The organism is Burkholderia lata (assembly GCF_000012945.1).
Classification (GTDB): Bacteria; Pseudomonadota; Gammaproteobacteria; order Burkholderiales; family Burkholderiaceae; genus Burkholderia; species Burkholderia lata.
In genome coordinates this window covers 2,648,470-2,661,628 of the sequence record NC_007510.1, presented here as the reverse complement: position 1 = coordinate 2,661,628, position 13,159 = coordinate 2,648,470, and the positions used below count along the sequence as shown (strand labels likewise).

The 13,159-nt window shown below is 64.5% G+C and carries 16 protein-coding genes; 11 read left to right on the top strand and 5 right to left on the bottom strand.

The window, feature by feature from the left end:
* The first annotated feature begins 24 nt into the window (after positions 1 to 24).
* The 8 genes from nuoN (at position 25) to BCEP18194_RS17930 (ending at position 6,628) form a co-directional block, all read left to right on the top strand.
* Positions 25 to 1,482: an NADH-quinone oxidoreductase subunit NuoN gene (gene nuoN, locus BCEP18194_RS17965; RefSeq protein ID WP_174935312.1), complete on the top strand. Its 1,458-nt coding sequence runs from the start codon at positions 25 to 27 to the stop codon at positions 1,480 to 1,482.
* Positions 1,482 to 1,778 (top strand): DUF2818 family protein, encoded by a 297-nt coding sequence (locus BCEP18194_RS17960; RefSeq protein ID WP_011352690.1) that lies wholly within the window; start codon positions 1,482 to 1,484, stop codon positions 1,776 to 1,778. Before nuoN ends, BCEP18194_RS17960 begins: the two co-directional genes overlap by 1 nt.
* A 321-nt stretch (positions 1,779 to 2,099) precedes the next feature.
* Positions 2,100 to 2,690: an NUDIX domain-containing protein gene (locus tag BCEP18194_RS17955; protein ID WP_011352689.1), complete on the top strand. Its 591-nt coding sequence runs from the start codon at positions 2,100 to 2,102 to the stop codon at positions 2,688 to 2,690.
* Between the two features lie 136 nt (positions 2,691 to 2,826).
* Positions 2,827 to 3,249, top strand: coding sequence for a DUF1178 family protein (locus BCEP18194_RS17950; protein ID WP_011352688.1), 423 nt, complete (start codon positions 2,827 to 2,829; stop codon positions 3,247 to 3,249).
* A 57-nt stretch (positions 3,250 to 3,306) separates the two neighbouring features.
* Positions 3,307 to 4,503, top strand: coding sequence for an acyl-CoA dehydrogenase family protein (locus tag BCEP18194_RS17945; protein WP_011352687.1), 1,197 nt, complete (start codon positions 3,307 to 3,309; stop codon positions 4,501 to 4,503).
* Between the two features lie 19 nt (positions 4,504 to 4,522).
* The gene (locus BCEP18194_RS17940; RefSeq protein WP_011352686.1) at positions 4,523 to 5,656 is read left to right on the top strand and encodes an acyl-CoA dehydrogenase family protein; all 1,134 of its coding nucleotides are present in this window, start codon (positions 4,523 to 4,525) and stop codon (positions 5,654 to 5,656) included.
* 37 nt (positions 5,657 to 5,693) lie between these two features.
* Positions 5,694 to 6,155: a MaoC family dehydratase gene (locus BCEP18194_RS17935; protein WP_011352685.1), complete on the top strand. Its 462-nt coding sequence runs from the start codon at positions 5,694 to 5,696 to the stop codon at positions 6,153 to 6,155.
* Entirely contained in the window at positions 6,152 to 6,628 is a 477-nt protein-coding gene (locus tag BCEP18194_RS17930) for a MaoC family dehydratase (RefSeq protein ID WP_011352684.1), read from the top strand. The genes BCEP18194_RS17935 and BCEP18194_RS17930 overlap by 4 nt, the downstream gene beginning before the upstream one ends.
* Before the next feature lie 47 nt (positions 6,629 to 6,675).
* Here the strand turns inward: BCEP18194_RS17930 and BCEP18194_RS17925 are convergent, their stop codons facing one another.
* The 3 genes from BCEP18194_RS17925 to BCEP18194_RS41235 form a co-directional block, all read right to left on the bottom strand.
* Positions 6,676 to 7,368: a glutathione binding-like protein gene (locus tag BCEP18194_RS17925; protein ID WP_011352683.1), complete on the bottom strand. Its 693-nt coding sequence runs from the start codon at positions 7,366 to 7,368 to the stop codon at positions 6,676 to 6,678.
* Between the two features lie 254 nt (positions 7,369 to 7,622).
* Positions 7,623 to 8,414 carry an oxepin-CoA hydrolase, alternative type gene (locus tag BCEP18194_RS17920; protein ID WP_011352682.1) on the bottom strand — a complete coding sequence of 264 codons (792 nt, stop codon included), beginning with the start codon at positions 8,412 to 8,414 and terminating at the stop codon, positions 7,623 to 7,625.
* Positions 8,411 to 8,602: a hypothetical protein gene (locus tag BCEP18194_RS41235; protein WP_157687190.1), complete on the bottom strand. Its 192-nt coding sequence runs from the start codon at positions 8,600 to 8,602 to the stop codon at positions 8,411 to 8,413. The genes BCEP18194_RS17920 and BCEP18194_RS41235 overlap by 4 nt, the downstream gene beginning before the upstream one ends.
* Before the next feature lie 14 nt (positions 8,603 to 8,616).
* On the opposite strand from BCEP18194_RS41235, the gene BCEP18194_RS17915 reads away from it, so the two are divergent.
* The gene (locus BCEP18194_RS17915; RefSeq protein WP_011352681.1) at positions 8,617 to 9,273 is read left to right on the top strand and encodes a glutathione S-transferase; all 657 of its coding nucleotides are present in this window, start codon (positions 8,617 to 8,619) and stop codon (positions 9,271 to 9,273) included.
* A 42-nt stretch (positions 9,274 to 9,315) separates the two neighbouring features.
* Here BCEP18194_RS17915 and BCEP18194_RS17910 read toward each other — a convergent pair whose 3' ends face one another.
* Both BCEP18194_RS17910 and BCEP18194_RS17905 read right to left on the bottom strand, forming a co-directional pair.
* Positions 9,316 to 10,488 carry a pyridoxal phosphate-dependent aminotransferase gene (locus BCEP18194_RS17910; RefSeq protein ID WP_011352680.1) on the bottom strand — a complete coding sequence of 391 codons (1,173 nt, stop codon included), beginning with the start codon at positions 10,486 to 10,488 and terminating at the stop codon, positions 9,316 to 9,318.
* Between the two features lie 33 nt (positions 10,489 to 10,521).
* Complete coding sequence (locus tag BCEP18194_RS17905) at positions 10,522 to 11,001, bottom strand: putative toxin-antitoxin system toxin component, PIN family (protein ID WP_011352679.1); 480 nt, start codon at positions 10,999 to 11,001, stop codon at positions 10,522 to 10,524.
* A 57-nt stretch (positions 11,002 to 11,058) separates the two neighbouring features.
* Here BCEP18194_RS17905 and yaaA point away from each other — a divergent pair, with 57 nt between their 5' ends.
* Together yaaA and BCEP18194_RS17895 are read left to right on the top strand one after the other, a co-directional pair.
* Positions 11,059 to 11,841, top strand: coding sequence for a peroxide stress protein YaaA (yaaA, locus tag BCEP18194_RS17900; RefSeq protein ID WP_011352678.1), 783 nt, complete (start codon positions 11,059 to 11,061; stop codon positions 11,839 to 11,841).
* A gap of 88 nt (positions 11,842 to 11,929) precedes the next feature.
* The gene (locus tag BCEP18194_RS17895; RefSeq protein ID WP_011352677.1) at positions 11,930 to 13,084 is read left to right on the top strand and encodes a M14 family metallopeptidase; all 1,155 of its coding nucleotides are present in this window, start codon (positions 11,930 to 11,932) and stop codon (positions 13,082 to 13,084) included.
* Positions 13,085 to 13,159: the final 75 nt, after the last annotated feature.

Here is a 13,159-nt window from a genome sequence, read left to right as displayed (position 1 = left end):
GAACTCAAGATCATGAACGCTCCTATGAATGTCCTGTTGCCTGACGCGCTGGTGATGGCCGCCATCGTCGTCGCATGGCTGAACGACACCTTTACCGGTGCTTCCGGCCGCCGCCTGACTTATCTGATCGCGGTCGTATCGTCGGTCGTCGCCGGCGTGTGGTTCGCGGTGCAGGCACTCGACCCGCAGCAGTACTACTTCTTCTCGAAGATGGTCGTCGTCGACTCGTTCGCGAGCACGATGAAGGCTGTCGTGTCGTTCGGTTTCGCGGTCTCGCTCGTCTATTCGCGCAAGTACCTCGAAGATCGCGACATGTTCCGCGGTGACGTGTTCCTGCTCGGCATGTTCTCGCTGCTCGGTCAGCTGGTCATGGTGTCGGGCAACAACTTCCTGACGCTGTACCTCGGTCTCGAACTGATGTCGCTGTCGCTGTACGCCGTCATCGCGCTGCGCCGCGACGCCGCGCAGTCGAGCGAAGCTGCGATGAAGTACTACGTGCTGGGCGCGCTCGCATCGGGCTTCGTGCTGTATGGCATCTCGATGCTCTACGGCGCGACCGGCTCGCTCGAGCTGGGCGAGGTGTACAAGGCGGTTAGCGGCAACACCGACGCAGCCGTGCTGATGTTCGGCGTGGTCTTCATCGTCGCCGGTATCGCGTTCAAGCTCGGCGCCGTGCCGTTCCACATGTGGGTGCCGGACGTCTACCAGGGCGCACCGACCGCAATGACGCTGTTCGTCGGCGGCGGCCCGAAGGTTGCCGCGTTCGCGTGGGGCCTGCGCTTCCTGGTGATGGGCCTGCTGCCGCTCGCACAGAACTGGCAGACCGCGCTCGTGATCCTGGCCGCACTGTCGCTGATCGTCGGCAACATCACGGGTATCGTCCAGCGCAACATCAAGCGGATGCTCGCGTACTCGGCGATCTCGAACATGGGCTTCGTGCTGCTCGGCCTGCTCGCGGGCATCGTGAAGGGCGACGCAACGGCACCGGCGAACGCATACAGCTCGGCGATGTTCTATGCGATCGTCTACCTGATCACGACGCTCGGCTCGTTCGGCGTGGTGATGCTGCTCGCACGCCGCGATTTCGAAGCCGAGACGATCGACGACTTCAAGGGCCTCAACAAGCGCAGCCCGGTGTTCGCGTTCGTGATGATGGTCATGATGTTCTCGCTGGCTGGTATTCCGCCGACCGTCGGCTTCTACGCGAAGCTCGCCGTGCTCGAGGCGACCGTCAACGCGGGTCTCACGTGGCTGGCCGTGCTGGCCGTGATCACGTCGCTGTTCGGCGCGTTCTACTACCTGCGCATCGTGAAGCTGATGTACTTCGATGCACCGCAGGATACGACCCCGATCTCGGGCGATTTCTGCAAGCGCACGATCCTCGTGCTGAACGGCCTGGCGGTCGTGGTGCTCGGCCTGATCCCGAGCCCGCTGCTGACGGCCTGCCTGCAGGCAATTCGTCACACGCTGCCGCCGCTGTAATGTCGGCAGCCGGCTGGTTTATCGTGCTGTTGGCGCTCGTCTGCGCCAACCTGCCGTTCCTGAACCAACGCCTCTTCGCCGTCGTGCCGTTCGGCACGGCGAAGAAGAGCGGGTGGGTGCGGATCGGCGAGCTGATCGTGCTGTATTTCATCGTTGGCGCGCTGGGCTTCTGGCTCGAGTCGCGCGCCGGCAACCGCTTCGAACAGGGCTGGCAGTTCTACGCGATCACGTTCAGTCTTTTCATCGTGTTCGCGTTTCCCGGCTTCACGTTCCAGTATCTCGTCAAACGACGCTGACAAGGGCCTGTCCGCGCTAATAACAAGCTTGCGAACGCGCCTTGCCGGCCGTAATGCAAGGAGTGAGGAGCGCCGTTTGGCCGCGCCAAACAAGCGACGATCGACGCCGCAGTACGGCCGGCAAGGCGCGCTCCCCTGATTGAAAAAATACTGTAGTGGGGCTGGCCGCCAGAAGGGCCGATCGCGGCGTCATGCTCCTTGCGAATACGTCGAGTATTCGCTGCGTCGCAGTCCTTGCGCTCGGCCCTTCTGGCGGCCAGCGCAAGCTTGTTATTAGCGCGGACGGGCCCTTGGCCGTCGCGCTCATTCCCGGAGCCGCCGATGGCCGAACTACCCAATCACGACGCCGCACTGACCGAAACCTGCCTCGAAAGCGAGGCGATCTTCGAAGGCTCGTTTCTCAAGCTCAAGCGCGATACCGTCCGTCTGCCGGACGGCAAGAAAGCCACGCGCGAATACGTCCAGCATCCGGGCGCGGTGATGGTGATCCCGCTGTTCGACGACGGGCGCGTGCTGATGGAAAGCCAGTATCGCTACCCGATCGGCAAGGTGATGGCCGAATTCCCGGCCGGCAAGCTCGATCCGAATGAAGGCGCGCTCGCATGCGCGGTGCGCGAACTGCGCGAAGAAACCGGCTACACGGCACGCGAATACGTGTTCCTCGCCCGGATTCACCCGATCATTTCCTATTCGACCGAATTCATCGACCTGTACCTGGCGCGCGGGCTGACGGCTGGCGAACGCAAGCTCGACGAAGGCGAATTCCTCGAGACCTTCACCGCGACGCAGGCCGATCTGCAGGAGTGGGTGCGCACGGGCCAGATCTCCGACGTGAAGACGATCATCGGCACGATGTGGCTCGACAAGGTACTGTCCGGCACGTGGCCGCTCGGGCCCGTCCTGACGCCCTGAGCGCGGCGTCAGCGGCGGGTGGGGCGCCGCGTTACAATCCGGTGACGCGGTGCCGCCGCGTCGCGCCATCGAAATTTAGCACGATCGTTCACAAAACGGCTTTTTGCGCTACACTCCTCACACGCCCTGATTCAGCATGAAGGTCCTCGATTTACAGTGCCCGCACGGTCATCGGTTCGAAGGCTGGTTCGCTTCCGCCGATGAATTCGAAGCGCAGTTGTCCCGCAAGCTGGTCGAATGTCCGGTGTGTGGAACGACCCAGGTCAACCGTCTGCCGTCGGCGCCGCGCCTGAACTTGTCGGGCGCGACGCAGGCACAGCCGGCCGATCCGCGTGCGCTGCAGGCGCAGGTGATGCGTGCACTGCGCGAGGTGCTGGAGAAAACCGAGAATGTGGGCGAGCGCTTCGCCGAGGAAGCGCGGCGCATCCATTACAACGAGGCGCCGGCACGCAGCATTCGTGGCGTTACGACGCCCGAAGATGCGCAATCCTTGGCTGAAGAAGGCATCGACGTGATGCCGCTGCCGATTCCTGCCGCGCTGAAAGAACCGCTGCAATGACGTATGCAGTGAGTCCTTGCCCGGTCGGACGACGGCCGCGGCGAGGAGACACTGCGCATGGATCTGGATTATTCCCCCGCCGACGACGCGTTCCGCGTCGACGTCCGCGCCTGGCTTGAGGCCAACCTGCCTCACGCACTGCGCGCCAAAGTACTCGATCACAAACGACTCGACCGCGAAGATTTCGCGAGCTGGCACCGGATTCTCGGCCAGCGCGGCTGGTCTGCGCCCGCGTGGCCGGTTGAATACGGCGGCCCGGGCTGGAACGCGACGCAACGACACATCTGGGACGAGGAGTGCGCGCGGATCGGCGCGCCGACCGTGCTGCCGTTCGGTGTATCGATGGTCGCGCCCGTGTTGATGAAATACGGCAGCGAAGCGCAGAAACGTCATTATCTGCCGCGCATTCTCGATGGCACCGACTGGTGGTGTCAGGGCTACTCGGAGCCGGGTTCGGGATCCGACCTCGCCTCGTTGCGCACGCGCGCCGAGCGCCAGGGCGACCACTACGTCGTCAATGGCCAGAAGACCTGGACGACGCTCGGCCAGTACGCCGACATGATGTTCTGCCTCGTACGCACCGATCCGGCCGCGAAGAAACAGGAGGGTATCTCGTTCCTGCTGATCGACATGAAGACGCCCGGTATCACGGTGCGCCCGATCGTCATGCTCGACGAGGACCACGAGGTCAACGAGGTGTTCTTCGAGGACGTGAAGGTGCCGGTCGAGAACCTCGTCGGCGACGAGAACCGCGGCTGGACCTACGCGAAATACCTGCTTGGCCATGAGCGCACCGGTATCGCGCGCGTCGGCGCGTCGAAGCGCGAGCTCGCATTCCTGAAGCGCGTCGCGTCGAACCAGCGCAAGAACGGCAAGCCGTTGCTCGCCGATCCCGTGTTCGCCGCGAAGGTCGCGGCGCTCGAGGTCGAGCTGATGGCGCTCGAGGTGACGGTGCTGCGCGTCGTCAGCCGCGAGACGAGCGGCAAGGGGCCGGGCCCCGAGGCGTCGATGCTGAAGATCAAGGGCACGGAAGTGCAGCAGGCACTCACCGAGCTGATGGTCGATGCGATCGGCCCGCTCGCTGCACCGTTCGACGTACCGTTCCTCGACGGGCAGCGCGAGCACAGCATCGCGGGCGACGACGATGCGGCGCCGCTTGCCGCGTACTACTTCAATTACCGGAAGACGTCGATCTACGGCGGCTCGAACGAGATCCAGAAGAACATCATCGCGCAGATGATTCTGGGGCTGTGATCAGGGAACGGAGACAACCATGGATTTCAGCTTTACCGATGAGCAGCAGCAGTTTGCCGATGCGCTGCGCCGTTATCTCGGCGAGCAATACGGCTTCGAAGCGCGCCAGGCAATCGTGCACAGCGATGCGGGCGTGTCGGACACGCAATGGAGCGCGTTCGCCGAACTGGGGTTGACCGCGCTGCCCGTGCCGGACGCGCAGGGTGGCTTCGGCGGCGGCCCGGTCGACATGCTGGTCGTGATGCAGGAACTCGGCCGCGCGCTCGTGATCGAGCCGCACTGGGCAACGGCAGTGGGCGTCGAAGCCTTGCGTATCGCCGGCTCGAGCGCCGGCGAGGATGCGGTGCTGCTGGAGGCGATCGCGCAGGGGCAGAAGCGCGTGGCGGTTGCGTTCCACGAACCGCATGCGCGCTACGACCTGTTCGAACTCGACACGCATGCGCGTGAGCAGGGCGGCACGTACCGGCTGACCGGCACGAAGTCGGTCGTTCAGCATGGTGCACAGGCGGATGTGTGGATCGTGCCCGCACGTGTCGACGGCGGCGGTATCGGCCTCTTCGTCGTCGACCGGAATGCCGCAAACGCGAAGGTGGCCGACTACCGGACGATCGACGGTCAGCGTGCCGCGACGATCGGGTTCGACGAAACGCCGGCGCGACTGCTGACGGGCGGTGCGCGCGACGCTGCGGCCCTCGAGCAGGTTGCCGATTACGCGACGTTCCTGCTGTGCGCGGAAGCGGTCGGCGTACTCGACGAACTGAACCGTGCCACGGTCGAATACACGAAGACACGCGAACAGTTCGGCGTGCCGATCGCACGTTTCCAGGCGCTGCAGCACCGGATGGTCGACATGCTGATCCATGCCGAGCAGGCGCGTTCGCTGACCTACCTGGCTGCCGTACGCTACGCGAGCGGCGATGCTGATGCGCGGCGCAAGGCCGTGTCGGCCGCGAAAGCACGTGTCGGCGCCGCCGCGCGCTTCGTCGGCCAGCAGGCCGTTCAACTGCACGGCGGCATGGGCGTGACCAACGAGGTCGCCGCCGCGCATCTGTTCAAGCGGCTGACGATCATCGAGACGACGCTCGGCGACACCGATCATCATCTCGCCCGTATCGCGGCGCTGCCCGATTTCGCGCAGACCGACGAGGCATGACGGTGACGCGCGAGCGCGCCAGACAAGGAGACACCTAGTGGGCATCAGTTACGAAGACCTGGTGGTCGGCAGCACCACCGAAGTGGGCCGTTACACGTTCGAACCCGACGACATCAAGGCGTTCGCGCAACGCTACGACCCGCAGCCGTTCCATCTCGACGAAGAGGCCGGGAAAGCGTCGCATTTCGGCGGGCTCGTCGCGAGCGGCTGGCATACGTGTTCGGTGTTCATGAGCCTGCTCATCAAGAAGCTCGGGTCGGATTCGACGAGCATGGGCTCGCCCGGCATCGATTCGATCCGCTGGCTCAAGCCGGTGCGCGCCGGCGACACGATCACCATGTATCAGAAGGTGCACGACAAGCGCGTGTCGGAGAGCAAGCCCGACCGCGGCATCGTGTCGACGGAGTGGGTCGGCGTGAACAGCGCCGGCGAGACGGTGATCACCGTGCATACCAAGGTGATCTTCGGGCTGCGCCATCCGGGAGGCAAGCAGGCATGACCGACGTGACCTTGCCGCTGATCGCATCGGCACAGGCGCTGCAGGCGCGTGTTGGCGCAGAGCCGCTCGCGAGCGGCTGGCTCTCGATCGACCAGCGTCGTGTCGATGGCTTTGCCGATGCGACCGACGATCATCAATGGATTCACGTCGATCCCGAACGCGCGCGACGCGAGTCGCCGTTCGGTGGCCCGATCGCGCACGGGTTCCTGACGCTATCGCTGATTCCGGCGTTGATGGCCGACGCGATGCGTTTCGAGCAGAAGATGGGCGTGAACTACGGACTGAACCGCGTGCGGTTCCTGAAGCCGGTGCCAGTCGGCGCGCGCGTGCGGGCGCTGTTTGCGGTAAAGGAAACCGCCGAGGCCGCGCGGGACGGTGTGCAGGTGACGTGGTCGGTGACGATGCAGGTCGAGCGTCCCGATGCGCCGCTGCCTGTTTGCGCGGCGGAATTCATCACGCTGCATTACTTCTGAAGCGGGGAGCGGCATGCACGGATGCCGCTCCGCTTTTCACATGCGCGTCAGTGCTTCGCGTATTGCGTCGCGCCGAACAGCACCTCGCGCGCCTTGTCGTCCTGCAGCGCCTTGCGCATCGATGCGAGCACTTCGACACCGCGCTGCACGGCCGGTCGTGCAGCGATCGCGTCGTACCAGCGCTTCACGTTCGGCAATTCGTCGAGCACGATGCCCTGGTTCTGCCACGAGCGTGTCCACGGGAACGTCGCAATGTCCGCGATCGTGTACGCATCGCCCGCGAGATACTCGGATTCGCCGAGACGTTTGTCCATCACGTTGTACAGGCGCCTCGCCTCGTTCGTGTAGCGGTTGACCGCATATTCGATCTTCTCCGGCGCATACAGGCGGAAGTGATGCGCCTGCCCGAGCATCGGGCCGACCCCGCCCATCTGGAACATCAGCCATTCGAGCGTCGCGTAGCGTGCGGCCGGATCGGTCGGCAGGAACTTGCCGGTCTTCTCCGCGAGGTAGATCAGGATCGCGCCGGATTCGAACAGCGAGATCGGCTGGCCGCCGGGGCCGTCCGGATCGACGATCGCGGGGATCTTGTTGTTCGGGCTGATCGTCAGGAATTCCGGCTTGAACTGGTCGCCCGCGCCGATATCGACCGGATGGACACGATAAGCGAGGCCCGTTTCCTCGAGCATGATGTGCACCTTGTGGCCGTTCGGGGTCGCCCAACTGTAGACGTCGATCATTGTGAACTCCTTTGTGGCATGCGCGAAAACGGCGCCGGCAGCGCCGCGACAGGCGGTCATTAGAGCATGGATCGATATGGGCTGCTGGCGACGGAAATGTGCGTGCCGATGCGCGTGCGCAGGCGCGAGTGCGCGTGTTGAGCGACACGGCGCCGAGGGCAATCACATGTCGTCCGAGTCGTCTGGATGGGGGCGCCGCGCCGCATCGGGTTGATGCGGCGGCGATGCGTCTATTCAATAGCCGGCGCGGCGGCTCAGCGCTTGTAGCGGGGCGGGCGTTTCTCGAGAAATGCGGTGATGCCTTCGAGCCCGTCCGCATGATGCAGCGATGCGACGAAATGATCGCGCTCGGTGGCGAGATGCGCATCGAGCGGTTGCATCGTCGCGTCGTCGAGCAGCGACTTGATGCGCGTGAGTGCGTTCGGCGAGATGCCGGCGAGCGCATCGGCCCATGCCAGCGCATCGGTCAGTGCCGCGCCGGGCACGGCAAGCCGGTTGACGACGCCGAGCGTGTGCAGGCGTTCGGCTGCGACAGGCTTGCCTTCGAACAGGATCTCGGCCGCGAGCGCACGCGGCAGCGCGCGCGCGATGAACCACGAACCGCCTCCATCGGGCGTCAGGCCGACGCGTGCATACGACATCACGAACTTCGCGTCGTGCGCAGCGACGATCAGGTCGCACGCGAGCGCGAGCGAGAAGCCCGCGCCGGCGGCTGCGCCTTCTACCGCAGCGATCACCGGCTTCGTCGAAGCGTGGATCGCCGCTACCCATGCAGCGAGCTGATCGATGCTGTCGGCCTGGTAGGACGGATCCTTCGAGCGGTTGTCGAGCAGCCGGTTCAGGTTGCCGCCCGCGCAGAAGAAGCGATCGGCGCCGGTGAGCACGACCGCGCGGATCCCGGGGTCGCGTTCGGCGGTGGCGAGCGCTTCGATACCGGCCGCGTACATGTCGGGATGCAGCGCATTGCGTGCGCCGGGATTGGATAGCGTGAGGACGAGCGTCGATTCGCTCTCGGGCGGACGCGAGGCCAGCAGTTCAGCACTCATGCGAGCGTGTCTCCATCGGATGGCGGGGCTGCGGCGGCGGGCGCATCGTGCGTGCTGACGCGGCCGATGCCGTAGCAGATGTATTGTTGTCGTGACGAACGCAAAACTTGCTTTAGACTAGCACGAACGTGCTTTTCAGCGCGATGAATCCCGATGCGGCCGGCATTGATGCGGCCGCGCTTCAGCAAGGAAGGAGACTCCGATGCTACAGCTGTGCGGTATTCCGTTGTCCAACTATTACAACAAGGTGAAGTTCGTCCTGCTCGAGCACGACATTCCGTTCGAAGAGTCGGTATGCGGTTTGCCGATCAGCGATCCGGCGCAGCTCGTCGATTCGCCGCTCGGCAAGATTCCGTTTCTGAAGACCGAAGAAGGCGCGCTGTTCGAGTCGCAGGTGATCATCGAGTACCTGGCCGCGCGCTATCCCGAGAAAGGCATTTTTCCGGCAAGCCCGTTCGCGAGCGCGAAGGTGCGCGAACTGATCGAGACGCTCGAGCTGTATCTCGAATGGATGGCGCGCGAGGTCTACACCGAAGCGTTTTTCGGCGGCAAGGTCAGCGATGGAATGAAGGCGCACGTCGAGAAGCGCCTGCCGCGCGCGATCGATGCGTTCAAGCAGATGACGCAGTTTTCGCCGTACGTGCTCGGCGAGTCGTTCGGCCTCGCGGACATCGCCGCCTGGGTCCATCTGCCGGTCATCGGCATGGCGACGAAGGCCATCTACGGACGCGATTTCCTGCTCGATGCCGGCATCGACTGGAAGGCGCATGTGAAGCAGGTGGGCGAGCGCCCTGCCGCGCAGCGCGTGGCGGCCGAGCGCAAGGCGTATATCGACGCGACGAGCGTCGCGCGCTCGTAAGCGCGATTCCCGCAGGGCGGCGTGCGGCCGCCCGTGCGGGTCTTACAGGCGGGCGAGCCGCTCGAGCGCGGACGCGAGCGTGCTTTCCTGCTTCGCGAAGCAGAATCGGACGACGCCCGATTCGTGCGGCTCGTGATAGAACGCCGACACCGGAATGGCGGCCACGCCAATCTCCGACGTGAGCCACTTCGAGAATTCCGCTTCCGGCTGGTCGCTGATCGCCGAATAATCGACGCACTGGAAGTATGTGCCCGTGCAGGGCAGCAACTTGAAGCGCGTGCGCTCGAGGCCGGCCCGGAAGAAGTCGCGCTTCTTCTGGTAGAAGTCGGCAAGCGTCAGGTACGGCGCCGGGTCGCGCAGATAGTCGGCGAGCCCGATCTGCATCGGCGTGTTCACCGTGAACACGTTGAACTGGTGGACCTTGCGGAATTCCGCGGTCAGCGCGGCAGGCGCCGCGACATAGCCGACCTTCCAGCCCGTCACGTGATAGGTCTTGCCGAAGCTCGACACGATGAAGCTGCGCGCGGCGAGTTCCGGATAGCGCGCGACGCTCTCGTGGCGCGCGCCGTCATAGACCATGTGCTCGTAGACCTCGTCGGACAGGATCAGCACGTTGGTGCCGCGCACGATCTCCTCGAGCTTGCGCATGTCCGCCTCGCGCCACACGGTACCCGTCGGGTTATGCGGTGTGTTGATCAGGATCATGCGCGTTTTCGGCGTGATTGCGGCCGCCAGACGGTCGAACGGGATCGCGTAGTCGGGCGCTTCCAGCGTGACGAACACGGGCTTGCCGCCCGCGAGTTCGATCGACGGCAGGTAGCTGTCGTAGGTCGGCTCGACGACGATCACTTCATCACCCGGATGCACCGTGCACATGATCGCGGTCAGCAATGCCTGCGTCGCGCCGGCCGTGACGGTGATTTCGGTGGCCGGATCGTAACGCCGGCCGTAGACCTGCGCGATCTTGTCTGCGATCGCGTCCCGTAGCGGCGCGACACCGGCCATCGGCGGATACTGGTTGTGCCCGTTGCGCATCGCCGTGGCAACCGCATCGACGATGCGCGGATCGCAGTCGAAATCCGGAAAGCCCTGGCCGAGGTTCACCGCGCCTTTTTCTGCGGCAAGCGCGCTCATGACCGTGAAGATCGTCGTGCCGACGTTCGGCAGGCGCGAGGGGAAAACGGGAGTCGTTGGCATGTCTGAAGGAGCGTTCATCGATACGGTCGAAATCGGGTGGTGGTGCGTGCGTCAGGCCGGCGTGGCGTCGAGCGCGCAGGCCTCGGCAAACGGTGCGGGTTGCGCGATCCGGAAGCCGAAGTCGCGTGCGGTGCGCTTCGCAAGCTTCAGCAGCGCGCGGTCTTTCGACACGAGCCACTCGGCCTGGGCGGCGCGGGCGAGTTCCAGAAACTTCTGGTCGTCGCGGTCCTTGCACTTCGGCAGGGGCGGGGCGTCGGCGTCGACGGCCGGCGGCTCGACGAGGTTCGCGAGGCGAGCGACGGTCGCGAGTGCGGCCGCCTTGTCGACAGCGCGCGCCTGGAACTGCGGATAATCGAGCACATACTCGAGTTCGGTCAGGCAGCGGCCGTCGATCACGGCAGCAAGCGTGCCGCGTTCGAGCGCGGCACGGATCGGGCGCGTAGCGGGGTCGTCGAATACGAGGATGTCGATCCAGACGTTCGAGTCGAGCACGACGCGATGTGCGGCATGCGGGGCGAGAGAGCGGGTCATTCGTTACAATCGGTGGTTTTCGTCTGACCGCAAGGCACGGCGTGCCAGCGAGCCTCTATGATAATCGTTCTCTCTCCAGCCAAATCCCTCGACTACGATACGCCCGCACATGTCCAGTCTTACACGAAGCCTGCATTCGTCGACGACGCGTCCGAGTTGATCGACGGCCTGCGCAAGCTTTCGCCGCAGGACATCGCGACGCTGATGGATATCTCCGATCCGCTCGCGCGCCTGAATTTCCAGCGCTACGCGGACTGGTCGACGACCTTTACGCCGGCCAACGCGAAGCAGGCCGTGCTCGCGTTCAACGGCGACGTATATGAAGGATTCGACGCCAAATCGCTGTCGTCCGCCGATCTCGACTATGCGCAACAGCACGTGCGCGTGCTGTCGGGCCTGTACGGGCTGTTGCGTCCGCTCGACCTGCTGCAGCCGTACCGGCTCGAGATGGGTACGCGCTTCCCGACTGCGCGCGGCAAGGATCTGTACGCGTTCTGGGGCGACCGCATCACGCGGGCGCTGAACGAGCAGCTCGAAACGCGCAGCGGCGCGGCGCGTGTGCTGGTCAACTGCGCGTCGACCGAATATTTCAAGTCGGTCAAACCGAAACTGCTGGCCGCGCCCGTCATCACGCCGGTATTCGAGGACTGGAAGGGCGGCCGCTACAAGATCATCAGCTTCCATGCGAAGCGTGCGCGCGGCCTGATGGCGCGCTTTATCGTCGAGAACCGCATTACCGACCCGAAGGCGCTGAAGGATTTCGCGACGGAAGGCTATGCGTTCGATGCGGCCGCGTCGAACGATTCGACTTACGTATATCGCCGGCGAGTCGGCGAGTGACCCAGCCGGCCGTTCACGAGACGGCCGGCGCATGCATGAGGCCGGGCAAGCGCTACACCGCCTGTTCCGGTCGCCCAAGGAGAGACAGATGGCCCTTTCGATCACCAGCAATTTCGACGCAGGCGCAATCGACGTCGTGTCCTGCGACAGTCCCGACGCGATTCGGCTGCGCGTGCGCGGCGACACCCGCTCGGAATTTGCGCAATGGTTTTACTACCGTTTGACGGGCGCGCGCGGCGAGCGCTGCGTGATGACGTTCGAGAATGCTGCCGAATGTGCGTATCCGTCGGGCTGGCGCAATTACAGCGCGGTGGCGAGCTATGACCGGGTCGACTGGTTCCGCGTGCCGACGACGTTCGACGGCAAGACGATGACCATCGATCACACGCCGGAATTCGACAGCATCTACTACGCGTATTTCGAACCGTACTCGGAAGAGCGTCACGCGGCGTTTCTCGGCGCGGTCCAGCAGTTGCCGCAGGCGAGCGTCGTCGAACTCGGCCGCACGGTCGAAGGTCGCCCGATGTCGCTGCTGACGCTCGGTACGCCGGAAACCGACGGCACGCCGAAGAAGAAGGTGTGGATCATCGCGCGCCAGCATCCTGGCGAGTCGATGGCCGAATGGTTCGTCGAAGGCCTCGTCAAGCGGCTGGCCGGATGGGGCGACTGGGCCGGCGATCCGGTCGCGCGCAAGCTGTACGATCGTGCGACGTTCCATATCGTCCCGAACATGAACCCGGACGGCAGCGTGCATGGCAACCTGCGCACCAATGCGGCAGGTGCGAACCTGAATCGCGAGTGGATGGCGCCCGATGCCGAGCGCAGTCCCGAGGTGCTGGCCGTGCGCGATGCAATCCATGCGATCGGCTGCGACATGTTCTTCGACATTCACGGCGACGAGGATCTGCCGTACGTGTTCGTTGCCGGGTCCGAGATGCTGCCGAGCTTCACCGAGCAGCAGGGCAAGGAGCAGACCGCGTTCATCGACGCGTTCAAGGTCGCGAGCCCTGACTTCCAGACTGAGCATGGCTATGCCGCGAGCAAGTACAAGGAGGACGCGCTCAAGCTCGCGTCGAAGTACATCGGCCACCAGTTCGGCTGTTTGTCGCTGACGCTCGAGATGCCGTTCAAGGACAACGCGAACCTGCCCGACGAACGAGTCGGCTGGAACGGCGAGCGCAGCGCGGCGCTTGGCGCGGCGATGCTGGCGGCGATCCTGGTGCACGTCGACACGTTCGCTTAAGCGTAGCGTCGCTACATGAAAAAAGCCGGGGCATCTCAGGATGCCCCGGCTTTTTCGCTTCTGTCGGTGTCGCTT

What these genes read in the sequence shown, in the direction of transcription:
- BCEP18194_RS17945 (WP_011352687.1), top strand. Translation starts at nt 3,307, where the DNA reads ATGGATCTGGATTATTCCCCCGCCGACGACGCGTTCCGCGTCGACGTC.
- BCEP18194_RS17950 (WP_011352688.1), top strand. Translation starts at nt 2,827, where the DNA reads ATGAAGGTCCTCGATTTACAGTGCCCGCACGGTCATCGGTTCGAAGGC.
- BCEP18194_RS17905 (WP_011352679.1), bottom strand. Translation starts at nt 11,001, where the DNA reads ATGACCCGCTCTCTCGCCCCGCATGCCGCACATCGCGTCGTGCTCGAC.
- BCEP18194_RS17895 (WP_011352677.1), top strand. Translation starts at nt 11,930, where the DNA reads ATGGCCCTTTCGATCACCAGCAATTTCGACGCAGGCGCAATCGACGTC.
- BCEP18194_RS17930 (WP_011352684.1), top strand. Translation starts at nt 6,152, where the DNA reads ATGACCGACGTGACCTTGCCGCTGATCGCATCGGCACAGGCGCTGCAG.
- BCEP18194_RS17925 (WP_011352683.1), bottom strand. Translation starts at nt 7,368, where the DNA reads ATGATCGACGTCTACAGTTGGGCGACCCCGAACGGCCACAAGGTGCAC.
- BCEP18194_RS17915 (WP_011352681.1), top strand. Translation starts at nt 8,617, where the DNA reads ATGCTACAGCTGTGCGGTATTCCGTTGTCCAACTATTACAACAAGGTG.
- BCEP18194_RS17920 (WP_011352682.1), bottom strand. Translation starts at nt 8,414, where the DNA reads ATGAGTGCTGAACTGCTGGCCTCGCGTCCGCCCGAGAGCGAATCGACG.
- BCEP18194_RS17955 (WP_011352689.1), top strand. Translation starts at nt 2,100, where the DNA reads ATGGCCGAACTACCCAATCACGACGCCGCACTGACCGAAACCTGCCTC.
- yaaA (WP_011352678.1), top strand. Translation starts at nt 11,059, where the DNA reads ATGATAATCGTTCTCTCTCCAGCCAAATCCCTCGACTACGATACGCCC.
- nuoN (WP_174935312.1), top strand. Translation starts at nt 25, where the DNA reads ATGAATGTCCTGTTGCCTGACGCGCTGGTGATGGCCGCCATCGTCGTC.
- BCEP18194_RS17960 (WP_011352690.1), top strand. Translation starts at nt 1,482, where the DNA reads ATGTCGGCAGCCGGCTGGTTTATCGTGCTGTTGGCGCTCGTCTGCGCC.
- BCEP18194_RS17940 (WP_011352686.1), top strand. Translation starts at nt 4,523, where the DNA reads ATGGATTTCAGCTTTACCGATGAGCAGCAGCAGTTTGCCGATGCGCTG.
- BCEP18194_RS17910 (WP_011352680.1), bottom strand. Translation starts at nt 10,488, where the DNA reads ATGAACGCTCCTTCAGACATGCCAACGACTCCCGTTTTCCCCTCGCGC.